The sequence below is a fragment of the Aquirufa nivalisilvae genome (assembly GCF_004307455.1).
GTDB classification, from domain to species: domain Bacteria; phylum Bacteroidota; class Bacteroidia; order Cytophagales; family Spirosomataceae; genus Aquirufa; species Aquirufa nivalisilvae.
Genome location: NZ_SEWX01000005.1, coordinates 395,859 through 409,818 on the forward strand (window position 1 = coordinate 395,859; position 13,960 = coordinate 409,818).

General features: G+C 36.2%; 12 protein-coding genes. 1 reads left to right on the forward strand and 11 read right to left on the reverse strand.

Annotated features, from left to right (window positions below; genetic code table 11):
• Window position 1: 1 nt before the first annotated feature.
• The 9 genes from hisC to EWU22_RS13495 all read right to left on the reverse strand — a co-directional run bounded on the left by hisC (window position 2) and on the right by EWU22_RS13495 (window position 10,045).
• Window positions 2–1,051, reverse strand: a complete 1,050-nt coding sequence (hisC, locus tag EWU22_RS08560) for a histidinol-phosphate transaminase (RefSeq protein ID WP_130925209.1) — start codon at window positions 1,049–1,051, stop codon at window positions 2–4.
• Window positions 1,048–2,316, reverse strand: a complete 1,269-nt coding sequence (gene hisD, locus EWU22_RS08565) for a histidinol dehydrogenase (protein WP_394364567.1) — start codon at window positions 2,314–2,316, stop codon at window positions 1,048–1,050. Before hisD ends, hisC begins: the two co-directional genes overlap by 4 nt.
• Window positions 2,317–2,320: 4 nt before the next feature.
• A complete protein-coding gene (hisG, locus tag EWU22_RS08570) occupies window positions 2,321–3,184 on the reverse strand; it encodes an ATP phosphoribosyltransferase (RefSeq protein ID WP_130925211.1) in 864 nt (287 codons plus the stop codon).
• Window positions 3,185–3,245: 61 nt separating this feature from the next.
• Window positions 3,246–4,856 (reverse strand): 2-oxo acid dehydrogenase subunit E2, encoded by a 1,611-nt coding sequence (locus EWU22_RS08575; RefSeq protein ID WP_130925212.1) that lies wholly within the window; start codon window positions 4,854–4,856, stop codon window positions 3,246–3,248.
• 72 nt (window positions 4,857–4,928) lie between these two features.
• Window positions 4,929–6,716: a translation elongation factor 4 gene (lepA, locus tag EWU22_RS08580; protein WP_109322922.1), complete on the reverse strand. Its 1,788-nt coding sequence runs from the start codon at window positions 6,714–6,716 to the stop codon at window positions 4,929–4,931.
• A gap of 216 nt (window positions 6,717–6,932) precedes the next feature.
• Entirely contained in the window at window positions 6,933–8,228 is a 1,296-nt protein-coding gene (locus EWU22_RS08585) for an aminopeptidase P family protein (protein ID WP_130925213.1), read from the reverse strand.
• 4 nt (window positions 8,229–8,232) lie between these two features.
• On the reverse strand, window positions 8,233–8,997 hold the full coding sequence (locus EWU22_RS08590; RefSeq protein WP_109322924.1) for a class I SAM-dependent methyltransferase: 765 nt from the start codon (window positions 8,995–8,997) through the stop codon (window positions 8,233–8,235).
• 61 nt (window positions 8,998–9,058) lie between these two features.
• Window positions 9,059–9,814, reverse strand: a complete 756-nt coding sequence (locus EWU22_RS08595) for a 3-keto-disaccharide hydrolase (RefSeq protein WP_109322925.1) — start codon at window positions 9,812–9,814, stop codon at window positions 9,059–9,061.
• 87 nt (window positions 9,815–9,901) lie between these two features.
• The gene (locus EWU22_RS13495; RefSeq protein WP_193495299.1) at window positions 9,902–10,045 is read right to left on the reverse strand and encodes a hypothetical protein; all 144 of its coding nucleotides are present in this window, start codon (window positions 10,043–10,045) and stop codon (window positions 9,902–9,904) included.
• An 89-nt stretch (window positions 10,046–10,134) separates the two neighbouring features.
• Between EWU22_RS13495 and hisS the strand changes: the two genes are divergently transcribed.
• Window positions 10,135–11,493 (forward strand): histidine--tRNA ligase, encoded by a 1,359-nt coding sequence (hisS, locus tag EWU22_RS08600; RefSeq protein WP_130925214.1) that lies wholly within the window; start codon window positions 10,135–10,137, stop codon window positions 11,491–11,493.
• Between the two features lie 48 nt (window positions 11,494–11,541).
• On the opposite strand, the gene pgi is transcribed toward hisS, so the two are convergent.
• Both pgi and EWU22_RS08610 read right to left on the reverse strand, forming a co-directional pair.
• Entirely contained in the window at window positions 11,542–13,188 is a 1,647-nt protein-coding gene (gene pgi, locus EWU22_RS08605; RefSeq protein ID WP_130925215.1) for a glucose-6-phosphate isomerase, read from the reverse strand.
• A 5-nt stretch (window positions 13,189–13,193) separates the two neighbouring features.
• On the reverse strand, window positions 13,194–13,958 hold the full coding sequence (locus EWU22_RS08610) for a glycoside hydrolase family 25 protein (RefSeq protein ID WP_161566819.1): 765 nt from the start codon (window positions 13,956–13,958) through the stop codon (window positions 13,194–13,196).
• Window positions 13,959–13,960 lie beyond the last annotated feature (2 nt).

The following is a 13,960-nucleotide window of genomic DNA, read 5'->3' on the forward strand; positions in this document are numbered from 1 at the left end:
GTTAAGAATAAAATTCTTGCATCTTTTGAATTAGTATATCGTTTTCCTCTGGTAGACCAACTGTAATTCGGATGGAACTTTCACATAAAGTCACATTAGAACGGTTTCTAGTAATGACTTGTTGTGAAATTAAATAATCAAATAACTCTTGCGCCTTTTCCATTTTAACCAATATAAAATTAGCTTGTGAAGGAAAGATACGAATCACTTGAGGCATAGCTTCCAACTTTGAAATTAACGTATTTTTTGCATGATTTATTTGTTGAATAGAATTAATTAAAAAATCTCTATTCCTTAAAGCCTCTAAAACCAATGCTTGAGTGGCACCTCCAATATTATATGGGGGCTTAATTTTGTTTAAAATTTGAATTATTTGTGGATTTGCAAATGCCATTCCCAAACGTAAAGAGGCCAATCCATAAGCCTTTGAAAGCGTTTGCATGACAATTACATTGGGGTATTTATCCAATTCAGTAATGAAACTAGGTTCATCGGAAAAATCAATATAGGCTTCATCTATGATGACAAACCCTTGTTGGAACTTCTCTATGATTTGATAAATATCACTTCGATTAATTTTATTTCCTGTTGGGTTATTCGGTGAACAAATAAAGATTATCCGTGTGTCTTCTTTGACAGTCGACAATATTTGTTCAACGTCTAATTGATATTCCTTTGTTAGTGGAACGGATAAAATGTTGACATGATTAATAGATGCACTCACTTCATACATCCCATACGTTGGCGGGCATAGAATAATGGAATTGGCCTGTCCAGCACAAGTCATTCGGATAATCAGGTCAATAGCTTCATCAGATCCATTTCCAATAAATATTTGCTCTGCCGGAATTTGCTTAATATCAGACAACTCTTCCTTAATTTCCCATTGCATGGGATCAGGATAACGATTCCAATTTTCTGAAAGGGGAGAGCCTAATGGATTTTCATTTGCATCTAAAAATATACCTTCCTTACCTTTAAATTCATCTCTAGCTGATGAATAAGGTTTCAAATTCCAAATATGTGGTAAAATGATGGATTGATAATTCATGAACGTGTATTTAATCGAATTGCCACGGCATTAGCATGCGCCTGTAACGATTCAGCCTCTGCCATGTCAATGATACTTTGACCTAAAACTTCTAAGCCAGCTTGACTGATACTTTGAAGTGTAATTTTTTTCTGAAAACTCGCCAAGTTTACACCTGAATAAGCTTTCGCGAAACCATTGGTAGGTAAGGTATGATTGGTTCCCGAAGCGTAATCTCCAGCTGCCTCTGGGGTAAAATTACCTAGAAAAATGGACCCTGCATTCACAATGTGATCAGCAAATTCCTCTGGTTGATCACAGGCTAATATCAAGTGTTCAGCGGCATATTCATTCAATAGTTGAATGGCCTCATGTCTATCTTTCACCAAAATAGCCTTAGAATTAGTCAAGGCTTGTAAAGCTAAATCCTTCCTATCCAATAACTGTACTTGCTTTTCTAATTCCTTTTGTGTTTTTTCAATGAATGCTTCTTCCAATGCCACTAAAAATACTTGAGAATCAACTCCATGTTCAGCTTGTGATAATAAATCTGCAGCTACATAGGCTGGATTGGCCATCTTATCTGCATATACGGCCACTTCTGAAGGTCCAGCAGGCATGTCAATGGCTATTCCTTTATGATTCGCATACATTTTAGCAGCGGTCACATATTGATTACCAGGACCAAAAATCTTATAAACTTTTGGGATGGATTCTGTACCTAAAGCCATAGCTGCAATAGCTTGCGCTCCACCCACCTTTGCCATTTTGGTGACTCCACATAGTTGTGCCGTATAAAATATGGCTGGATGAACGGCTGGTGTACATAAAACAATTTCCTTACAGCCTGCTATTTGGGCAGGAATGGCCAACATCAATATGGTAGAAAACAAAGGTGCTGTTCCACCTGGAATATAGATACCCACTTTTTCAATTGGACTAGCTTTTTGCCAGCAAACCACTCCTGGGCTTGTTTCTATTTTTTGAGATACAAACTGCTGAGATTCATGAAAAGTATGAATATTAGCATAAGCTTGCTGAATGGCTTTTTTCAACGAAGCAGGAACTTGATCTGCTAATTCAGATATTTCCTGTTGGCTATACAAAATGTCCTGAATTTCCCTTTTTTCAAATTTCAACGTTAAATCGCGCAAAGCTTGATCTTGTTGAGTTTCAACTTGAGTGAATATCCCTTCAATGATTTGATCCAAAGATTGGGCATCTAGGCTGGGTCTTTGACAAATTTGAACAAAGGTGTCTACAGAAGGATATTTAATAAAAGGAATCATACTAAAGAATCATTTTCTCAATAGGTAACACTAAAATTCCTTGAGCACCAGCTTCTCGCAAAGACTCGATGATTTCCCAGAAATCATTTTCAGAAATAACAGAATGTAAAGAATACCAACCTTTTTCAGCGAGAGGAACTCGAGATGGAGATTTCATTCCCGGTAATAGCGCTATGATTTTGTCTAAATTCTTTTCTTCAGCATTTAAAACAACATATTTGGCATTTTGACCTCTTTGTACTGAATCAATTCGAAAAGTAAGTTTATCTAAAATGCTGGTCTTCTCAGCAGTTAATGATTTGTTGGAAATCAATACGGCCTGACTTTTAAATACTTCTGCGACTTCTTTTAATCCATTGCTTAAAAGTGTTCCACCCGTAGAAACAATATCACAAATTCCTTCCGCTAGTCCTATGCTTGGTGCAATCTCCACTGAACCTGAGATCTCATGTGTATGAGCAGTAACACCTTTTGATTTTAAAAAAGTATTAGTCAAGTTAGGGTAGGAGGTTGCTATATTTTTTCCCTCAAAATAACTTAAGTCTGTATATACCTCATTTCTTGGGATAGCTAAGGATAAGCGACATTTTGAAAATCCTAATTCCTTAACAATCTCAACGTCTTTACGATTTTCTTCTAATACATTCAGACCAATAACTCCTAAATCAGCTACTCCATCCTCTACATATCCAGGGATATCATCATCTCTAAGGAATAAAAACTCTATTGGGAAATTGCTTGAGATTGAGCGTAATTTAGATCCGCCCGACTCAAACTTAATTCCACATTCTTTAAATAATTTCAATGAATCGTCACTTAATCTTCCTGATTTCTGAACTGCGATTCTTATGTTGGTATTGCTCATATTCGTATTTTTCCTAAAATAGACAAGCCCCGAAATTTTCGAGGCTTGCCATTATTTTTGTTTAGATAAACATCTTAATGGGATCCTCTAGATACTGTTTTAATGTTAGTAAAAAAGCAGCACCTGTTGCACCATCTACCACGCGATGGTCACAAGTCAAGGTTAATTTCATAATATTAGTTGCATAGAATTGACCATTCTTTACACCTACTGTTTCTTTAATACCACCTACAGCCAAAATACATGATTCTGGAGAGTTGATAATAGATGTGAATTGATCAATTCCAAACATGCCTAAGTTGCTGACAGTAAATGTATTACCTTCCCAATCTTTAGGTTGCAATTGTTTGTTTTTAGCTTTTCCACCTAATTCTTTTGCTTCCGCAGAAATCTGTGCAATGGATTTCTCACTTGCAAAACGAATAACTGGCACTAATAATCCATCTTCTACAGCTACGGCCATTCCAATGTGAACATGCTTATTAACCCGAATTCGATCTTCCATCCAGTATGAATTAACTTTTGGATGTTTAACGAGTGATAAAGCTACCGCTTTGATAACCATGTCATTAAATGATATTTTGACAGGCAATACTTCATTCATGCTAACACGTGCTTCCATGGCTTTATCCATGTTAATTTCCATGGTTAGATAAAACTCTGGAGCACTGAATTTAGACTCAGACAAACGTCTAGCGATTGTCTTGCGCATTTGGCTATTAGGAATATCTTCGAAACTCTCTTCTCCAGAAATGAAGTTACCCGTAGCTCCACCCGCGTTAGGTTTGTAGTTTTCAACGTCAGATTTGGTTATTCTTCCACCATCACCTGTTCCTTGTAACCAATTAAGATTAATATTCTTTTCTTTCGCTAATGCTTTAGCTAGGGGAGAAGCTTTAATTATTCCACCTTTTGAATCAGCTTGTATTCCAGAAGTTGTAGCCTTCGCTTCAGGTGCTTTTGGAGCCTCCTTCACAGGCGCTGGAGCAGCTACCGCTACAGGAGCAGCAGGCGCTGGTGCAGCTGGGGTAGCTGCTTGTTGTAAGATTGGTTGAAAATCAGTTCCTGGTTCTCCCACAATCATGATGATACCATCTACAATGACACCTTCACCTTCTTTGGCTCCAATGTATAAAATAGTTCCATCTTCATAGTTTTCTAATTCCATAGTAGCCTTGTCAGTTTCAACCTCGGCAATGATATCACCAGATTTAACTACATCACCTACTTGCTTTAACCATTTAGCTATGACACCTTCCACCATAGTATCACTCATCTTTGGCATTCTTACTGCTTTTGCAGGAATTGAACTTAGATCAACTGCAGGTGCAGCAGGAGCGGCAGCTATAGGAGCTGCTTCAGGTGCAGGACTAGCTTCCACAGCCGCAACTGGAGCTGCTGGTGCACCAGCTAATAAACTAGAGTAATCTTCACCTGGAGTACCAACGATGGCAATAATTCCATCAACAGGAACCGCTTCGCCTACTTTAACTCCAATATATAATAATGTTCCATCCTCGTAATTTTCCAACTCCATTGTTGCCTTATCGGTTTCTACCTCAGCAATAATGTCACCAGATTTGATTACATCACCCTCTTTCTTTAGCCAATTAGCGATCACACCTTCAACCATGGTATCGCTCATCTTGGGCATTCTAATTACTTCAGCCATTATCTTATTTTTAAAAATCCAAAATTAAGCTTTAGAAGCTTGTTTCGAAAACTATTATGTAAAAATATTTGATTAATCTAATTTTAAAACTGCCATGAATGCTTCTTGTGGGATTTCTACATTACCTACTTGACGCATTCGCTTTTTACCTTTCTTCTGCTTTTCTAATAACTTTCTTTTTCGAGAAATATCACCACCATAACATTTGGCAAGTACATCCTTTCTTAAAGCTTTTACTGTTTCACGAGCAATAATCTTTTGACCAATAGCTGCTTGAATAGCTATTTCAAATTGTTGTCTAGGTAATAATTCACGTAATTTCTCACATAAACGTTTTCCCCAATCGTAGGCCTTATCACGATGTACGATTGCTGACAATGCATCTACTTTTTCACCATTTAACATGATATCCAATTTAACCATGTTACCTGGTTCATATCCTTTATATTCATAATCCAAAGACGCGTAACCTCTGGAAATGGTTTTTAAACGATCAAAGAAATCAAATACTACTTCCGACAAAGGCATATCAAAAGTAAGTTCTACTCGGTCCGTGGTCAAATAAATTTGATTAATTAAAATTCCACGTTTATCCATGCAAAGACTCATAATAACACCTGTATATTCTGATTTGGTGATAATCTGAGCTTTAATATATGGTTCCTCGATGATGTTAATCAAATTGGGTTCAGGTAAATCACTCGGTGCTGATACCCACAATTCCTCATTCGCAGTTGTTAAAACTTTGAACTTTACTGACGGTACAGTAGTAATCACCGTCATATCAAACTCACGCTCTAAACGTTCCTGTACAATTTCCATGTGCAGCATGCCCAAGAAACCGCAACGAAACCCAAAGCCTAAAGCCATGGATGTCTCTGGTTCCCAAACTAATGAAGCATCATTTAATTGCAACTTCTCCATGGCATCTCTTAAATCCTCGAATTCAGATGTTTCTACTGGATAGATACCTGCAAAAACCATAGGTTTTACCTCTTCAAATCCTTGAATAGCAGATTTGCATGGGTTAGCTACATGGGTAATAGTATCACCTACTTTAACTTCTTTTGCCTCTTTGATACCTGAAATAAGATAACCTACATCTCCCGTTTTAATAATTGACTTAGGTTCTTGCTCTAATCCAAGTGTGCCGATTTCATCGGCAAAGTATTCCTTTCCTGTATTCATGAATTTAACACGATCTCCTTTTCGTATCTCACCATTATATACACGGAATATTACTTCTATTCCACGATAGGAATTAAATGTTGAATCAAAAATTAGCGCTTGTAAGGGCTCTTCAGGGTTTCCTTTGGGAGCTGGGATGCGGGTAACTACGGCATCTAAAATATCTTGAATTCCAATACCTTCTTTTCCTGAAGCATGGATGATATCTTCTTTTTTGCAACCAATTAAATCAATAATTTGATCCGAAACTTCCTCAGGCATAGCACCTGGCAAGTCTATTTTATTCAAGACTGGAATGATTTCCAAATCGTGATTGATTGCCAAATATAAATTGGAAATGGTCTGCGCTTCTATACCTTGAGACGCATCAACAATTAATAATGCACCTTCACAAGCAGCAATGGATCGAGAAACTTCATAAGAGAAATCGACGTGGCCAGGTGTATCAATTAAATTAAATGTATAAATCTCCCCGTCTTTGGGATATTGCATCTGAATAGCATGAGATTTAATAGTAATTCCACGCTCTCTTTCTAAATCCATATCATCCAAAAGCTGATTCATCATATCTCGCTTTTGAACTGTATTCGTGAATTCAATTAATCGATCGGCCAAGGTGCTTTTTCCGTGATCAATATGGGCGATGATGCAAAAATTACGAAGGTTCTTCATTTATGTTAATATATGTTTTACCTAGAAATGGAATCGATGTATTTAATTCTTATTCTTGGCAATTGGAATTCATATTTACCATGACATTCCGTCTATTTAAAATCAATACTAGGAAAGTATATTTCCACCTTACAAAGATAGGTAAGCCAAAGCTGACAAACCACATGCTAAGCTAATTATTAGTGTATTAAATCGAATAAAATGGCAATTCGTTGGTTAGATCTTCGATTGCATGATGGATTCGATCTCATCCCATTCAATTGGAATGTGTTTCATTAAATTATCTGTTCCAGTTGAAGTAATTAACAAGTTGTTCTCCAACCTTATACCTAATCCTTCTTCTCGAATATAAATACCTGGTTCACAGGTTAAAACCATCCCCGCCTCAAATGGTTTGTATTTATCCCAAACATCATGCACATCTAAGCCTAAATGATGAGCTACACCATGCATGAAATATTTTTTAAATAATGGGGCATTTTTATCTTGTTTCTCAACATCGGCACGTGAAAACAGACCTAAGTCGATCAATTTCCCTTCCATATACCGCTCCACTTCTTTTTGATAATCAACCCAATAAATGGATGGACGCATTAATTGACTAGCAAAATTTAATACATCATGAACAGCCAGGTAAACCTGTTTTTGTCTTGGACTAAATTTCCCACTTACCGGTATAGTTCGAGTCATATCGGCATTATAATTTCCATATGCTGCACCTACATCCAACAAAATCACATCACCGTCCTGACAAACCTCTTTATTCTCAATATAGTGTAATACACAAGCATTAGCACCTGATGCAATGATAGGAGTGTAGGCAAAACCATCTCCTTTTAATCGAATAAACTCATGGATAAATTCTGCTTCAATTTCGTATTCAGTTACTCCAGGTTGAGTAAATTTCAATACTCGTCTAAAAGCCGATTCAGTAATATCAATGGCCTTTTGCATCGCCATAATTTCATCCATCTCCTTTTTCATACGAATGGTATTCGTAATAGGAGCAAGACGCTTATAGCTATGAGTAGGATATTTAGCTTGCAAAGATTTAGTAAAACGTGCATTTTGTGTTTCCACCGTTGAACTATTTCTTATATGCTCATTATCTACCAAATAGATATTTTCAGCGGTATAAATTAATGTTTGTAAAATGGATTCAAATTGCCGAGTCCATTGGATGTTTTTAATTCCAGATATACCCTGAGCCTCTTCCTTGGTGAATTTATGTCCTTCCCAAATAGATATTAATTCAGACGTTTCTCTGACAAAAGCTATTTCTTTTAAATGGTCTTCTGGAGCATCAGGATACAAAAGAAGGATAGTTTCTTCTTGATCCAAGCCTGATAAATACAATAAATCAGAATTTTGCTTAAAACCCATACTGCCATCAGCATTGGTTGGCATGATATCATTGGAACAAATTAACACGATGGATTTGGGTGCTAATTGTTGTATTAATTTTTGACGGTTGTTGATGTACAGCTGAGCTGGAAGTTTTTCGTATCTCATGGTATTATTTGTGGCATAGATATATAATTTCGCCTAGAGGTAAAGCCATTTTTTTACTTTCATCTAGTCCGATTTTTTCAATCATGTTGATAGGATTTACTTGAAATCCTGAATTTTCTAATTGAGTACCATAATCACGACCATAAATACGTAAATGGTCATCTTGTAAAAAATGAATTTCTCTTTCCTTAGGATCGGTAATACTCGCATCTTCGTAGGTGGTAGCTAAGTCCAATCGCTGTGGACTCTGGCATAAGGCGAATCCATCAGGCTTTAAAACTCGTCGAATTTCCTGCATGCAACGAACATCATCGCGAACATGTTCTAACACGTGATTACAAAACACCACATCAAAGGTATTGTCTTCAAATGGAATATCATGTAAGTCCATTTTTACTTTAGCTAATGGTGATTCGATATCCGCTGTAATGTAATTGTCGCCTAATAATTTCTCAAATCTGTCTATGAAACAATATTCTGGAGCTATGTGTAATAATTTAGGTTGACTTTGGAAAAAGCTAGTTTCCTTCTGTAAAAAAAGATACATCAATCGATGTCTTTCTAAACTTAAACAAGATGGACACAAGGCGTTTTCTCTAGGATGCAATCTGCCATAAGGTAAAAATTTGGAAAAATTCTCTTGGCAAATAGGGCAGTGGACTTTATTTCCTTTTAAGAATATACTATATGCTTTTAGCAATTGGTGGGCCACCAACTGAATGTATTTTCTAGGAATATGGCGTAAAATCCAACTTATAAGGTATTTCATAGGATAAAAAAAGGGAAGGAATTTTCTTAGAAAACCCTTCCCTAAAATAATGAATTAATAATTACATTTCACGAATCCAGATGTTACGGAAACTAACTGGATTACCATGATCTTGCAAACTAATAGGACCAGGACCATGAACTGGGTTTTTAGGTTGCCCAATGTATTCCGTAGTTCCTTGAATTTTCGTATGGTTCTGTACCACAATTCCGTTGTGAATAACTGTCACATAGGCTGGAGTATCAATTCCACCATTGATGGTGAATTTTGGAGCAGTATAAATGATATCATACGTATTCCATTCTCCCATTGGTGAAGTAGCATTAACTAATGGTGCAGATTGTTTGTAAATACTTCCTGCTTGTCCATTACGATAGCTTCTATTTTGGTAAGAGTTTAATACTTGTACTTCATACATTCCTTGCATAAAAATACCGCTATTCCCTTTACCTTGACTTTTCAAAGTCTCAGGTTCAATAGGGGAGCGCCACTCAATATGCAACTGGTAATTGGTAAATTTTTGTTTGGTAGAAATATGTCCAGCCCCTTTTACAACGGTCATGGCTCCATCTTCTACTTTCCATTTTGCTGGACTACCGTCTTTGACAGTTTCCCAGTTATCTAAATTTTTACCATCAAATAATACAATGGCGTCTGAAGGTGTTTTACCAGGACTAACTACGCGGATTTCTGGATCCCAAAATTCAGTTTTGTCTGGTTTGGTTGGATTCTCTTCAATGAATCTGTGGTCTTGTGCTTGTAAGCTAAATACACCTACTGCTAAAATAGTGGTGCAAATGAAAGTAATTTTTTTCATGTATAATGGATTTAGAAAATCAAATTACAGCAATTTTTGGATAAAAAAAAACCGGTATATACCGGTTTCTCTTTACTGAAATAATGCTTATTTAGCGAAACTTGCTTTGATTTCTTCTACATCTACCAATTTGATAATCGGTCTCTGCTTTAAAATTTTGATAGCAGATACTTTATTATTCGCTACTGCGTGATTTCTTCTGTCTTTACGTTTTAGTCTAGTTACGGCCATGTCTTGATAAATTTGGTGTGCAAAAATACGAAATATCGTTTATTAATCAAATAATAAGCCCCGATTAATTAAATTTGTTTTTTGAAATTATGCAAAAGCCCAGTAACGCAAGAGGTACAAGAGATTTTGGTCCCAAAGAAATGGCCAAAAGAAATTATGTTTTCAATATCATTAGAAAGCATTTTGAACAATTTGGTTTCCAAGCCATAGAAACTCCAGCCATTGAGAATTTATCTACATTGACAGGCAAATATGGTGATGAAGGAGATCAATTATTGTTTAAAATTTTAAATTCAGGAGATTATCTTTCCAAATTATCAGAACAGGATTTTCAAGAAGGTAGTAAGAAATTTACGTATAAAGTCAGTGAAAAAGGCTTACGGTACGACTTAACCGTACCATTTGCCCGCTTTGTTTCCATGAATCGTAATGATTTGGCATTTCCGTTTAGGAGGTATCAAATTCAACCCGTTTGGAGAGCAGATAGACCCCAAAAAGGTCGTTATCGTGAATTTTATCAGTGTGATGCAGATATTATTGGATCTAATTCCTTACTGAATGAAGCCGAATTAATTACTTTATTCCAAGCCATTTTTAATTCCTTAAACCTCAAAGCTAACCTAGTTATAAATTCTAGAAAGGTTTTAGCTGGTGTTGTAGATGTTCTTGGGATGAATAAGCATTTTGTCGATTTTGCTGTAGCAATTGATAAATTGGATAAAATTGGTTGGGATGCAGTTGCTAAAGAATTAGTAGAAAAAGGATTTACTGTTGAGCAATGCGCTGTTTTAGCTGATTTGATTGTATTTGAAGGAAATAACTTAGCTAAGATCGATAAATTAACGACTTTCTTTAACGGTAATACCCAAGGTTTGGCAGGTTTAAAGGAAATTGAAGACGTATTACGATTCATTCAACAAAATGGATTTGTAAATACCAATATCATCTTTGATTATCGTCTAGCACGCGGTTTAAGTTATTATACTGGATTAATATTTGAAGGTAAAGCTGTCGATATTCCTTTTGGGTCAATTGCAGGAGGTGGAAGATACGATAACTTGACAACTGATTTTGGCTTACCAAATATGTCGGGCGTAGGTTTGTCCTTCGGCATTGAACGCATGATTGATGTCATGGATGCTTTAAATCTTTTTCCTTTAATACCTTTTAGTGGATCTAAAATATTGTTTGCCTATTTTGATGAGGCTGGACAAACACAGGCTTTTCAATATGTAAATGAATTACGTAAACAAGGAATTCCATCGGAAATTTATCCAGAAGTGGCTAAAATCAAGAAGCCTTTTGAATTTGCCGATAAAAAGCAGATTCCTTATGTAGCTGTGTTAGGCGAACAAGAAATGGCTCAAAATAAAATGAATCTAAAAAATATGGATAGTGGTGAGCAGGAATTGCTCAGTCTGCAAGACTTAATCGAAAAAATAAAATAAAAAAAGGCTAGTTGAAAGACTAGCCTTTTTCATTGGTATCCCCTTTGATTATCTCCAATCCTTAAATTGGTTGATCAATCCGTTGGTTGAACTATCATGACTTTGGATTTTATCTTCATTTTCCAATTCAGGCAAAATCGAATTAGCTAATTGCTTTCCTAATTCCACACCCCATTGGTCGTAACTGAAAATATTCCAGATTACTCCTTGTACAAAAATTTTGTGCTCATACATGGCAATTAAAGCTCCTAAAGTGGCAGGATTAATTTCTTTCGCCAAGATGGAGTTAGTGGGTTTATTTCCTTCAAAAACCTTAAATGGAGCAAGTTTTTCTATTTCTGACTCATTTAGACCAGCTTTAACTAATTCGGACTTAACGATTTCTAATGGTTTTCCATTCATCAACGCTTCCGTTTGAGCAAAGAAGTTGGACATCAAAAGTGTATGGTGATTACCTATTGGATTATGCGTTTTAGCAGGAGCTATAAAATCGGCAGGAATCATTTGGGTACCTTGATGGATCAATTGGTAAAAGGCATGTTGACCGTTGGTACCAGGTTCACCCCAAATTACAGGGCCAGTAGCATAATTGACGCGCTTTCCGGTTCGATCAACTGTTTTACCATTGGATTCCATATCACCTTGTTGGAAATAGGCAGCAAAACGATGCATGTATTGGTCGTACGGTAAAATGGCTTGCGTAGGAGCATTCCAAAAATTCACATACCATATTCCCAGAAGGGCCAAAATAACGGGTGCATTAGCTTCTAGTGGAGTATTGGCAAGATGCAAATCCATTTCATGTGCTCCTGATAAAAGAGATTCAAAGTTGTCGTAACCAATGGATAAACAAATAGACAAACCAATGGCAGACCAAAGGGAATATCTTCCACCAACCCAATCCCAGAATGCGAACATGTTGGCAGAATCTATACCGAATTTTTCAACTTGGGTTTTATTTGTTGATAAGGCAACAAAATGTTTCGAAACTGCTGCTTCATCCTTAGCTGTTTTCAGGAACCAATCTCTCGCCGTAAAAGCATTGGCCATGGTTTCTTGTGTAGTGAATGTTTTAGAGGCAATTAAAAATAAAGTAGTTTCTGGGTTTACTTTTTTCAGTGTTTCAGCAATATGTGTACCGTCCACATTACTTACAAAATGTACATTCAAATGTGTTTTGTAAGGTTTCAACGCTTCTGTCACCATGACAGGACCTAAGTCAGAACCTCCAATACCGATGTTGACAACATCAGTGATGCTCTTATTTGTAAATCCTTTCCAAGTTCCTGAAACTACTTGCTCAGTAAATTCTTTCATATGAGCTCTCACCTGATGAATATCTGCATTGATATCTACACCATTTAATAGCTGTGATTGTCCTTTTGGTTTTCTTAAAGCAGTATGCAAAACGGCTCTTCCTTCCGTTTGGTTAATGGCTTCACCATTTAATTGAGCTTGAATGGCCGATTCCAATTGGCACTCTTTCGCTAATTCAATTAAATGTTCGAAAGTTTCAGCATCAAGGATATTTTTAGAATAATCGATCAAAATATTTTGAAAGAACAAACTGTATTTTTTTTGTCTTTCGCTATCAGCATGAAATAAAGCTGAAATAGAACTAGATTCTAAACGCTTTTTGTCTGATAATAACTTTTGGTAGGCAGTGGTTTGGGTAAAATTAATCGTGGATAGCATGGTATTTATTTGATTAGCATGGAAGCAAATTCGGAATGATCTCCCAAAAATACATTATAATCCCAAGATTTGGAATTCCCTTCAAGCTTGCCATGCTTACTGTATTGCCAAAAACGCAGATTATCCGCATCTACAATGGTATTGGTTTCATAGCTAGCTAACCATAAAGGGAAATCAGTAAACTCCTCATTATTAAATAAATCAGAGTACATCCGTGTATTGGTATATAAGATTGGTTTGGTATGATAGTAATCGGTTAAATAATTCAAAAATGCTTTGATATCTTTTCTGATTTTTTTGTGACTCACGCTATTGGTAACTTCAATATCACAAACAGGAGGGAGATCACCTTCTTGAAGTTGGACCATCTTACAAAAGTTTTTAGCTTGCTCAATGGGATCCCTGGTAGGTATGTAAAAATGATATGCTCCGGCAGTTAATCCTTTTTGTTTGGCCTTTCGCCAATTAACTTGGAAATTGGGATCTTGTAAACTCCGACCTTCTGTTGCTTTGATAAAAACAAATTTCAAAGATACCGTATCGAAAATCTCTAATTCCGTGAGATGGTTCCAAGGTACAATTCCATTATGATGTGATACATCAATACCGTGAATTGGGTGCTTTTGAGGAACTTCTATTTGAATAGCATCACTATAGGAAAATTGATGTCCTTCATCATCCGTTAGTGAACTTATATAAGAAAAAAGAATCCAGCAAAAGCTAAACACTGCAACGAGGCTAACAATAAGCTGGATTCTCTTTTTCTTCAATT

What these genes read in the sequence shown, in the direction of transcription:
- hisG (WP_130925211.1), bottom strand. Translation starts at nt 3,184, where the DNA reads ATGAGCAATACCAACATAAGAATCGCAGTTCAGAAATCAGGAAGATTA.
- pgi (WP_130925215.1), bottom strand. Translation starts at nt 13,188, where the DNA reads ATGCTATCCACGATTAATTTTACCCAAACCACTGCCTACCAAAAGTTA.
- EWU22_RS08575 (WP_130925212.1), bottom strand. Translation starts at nt 4,856, where the DNA reads ATGGCTGAAGTAATTAGAATGCCCAAGATGAGCGATACCATGGTTGAA.
- EWU22_RS08595 (WP_109322925.1), bottom strand. Translation starts at nt 9,814, where the DNA reads ATGAAAAAAATTACTTTCATTTGCACCACTATTTTAGCAGTAGGTGTA.
- EWU22_RS08590 (WP_109322924.1), bottom strand. Translation starts at nt 8,997, where the DNA reads ATGAAATACCTTATAAGTTGGATTTTACGCCATATTCCTAGAAAATAC.
- hisS (WP_130925214.1), top strand. Translation starts at nt 10,135, where the DNA reads ATGCAAAAGCCCAGTAACGCAAGAGGTACAAGAGATTTTGGTCCCAAA.
- lepA (WP_109322922.1), bottom strand. Translation starts at nt 6,716, where the DNA reads ATGAAGAACCTTCGTAATTTTTGCATCATCGCCCATATTGATCACGGA.
- hisC (WP_130925209.1), bottom strand. Translation starts at nt 1,051, where the DNA reads ATGAATTATCAATCCATCATTTTACCACATATTTGGAATTTGAAACCT.
- EWU22_RS08585 (WP_130925213.1), bottom strand. Translation starts at nt 8,228, where the DNA reads ATGAGATACGAAAAACTTCCAGCTCAGCTGTACATCAACAACCGTCAA.
- EWU22_RS13495 (WP_193495299.1), bottom strand. Translation starts at nt 10,045, where the DNA reads ATGGCCGTAACTAGACTAAAACGTAAAGACAGAAGAAATCACGCAGTA.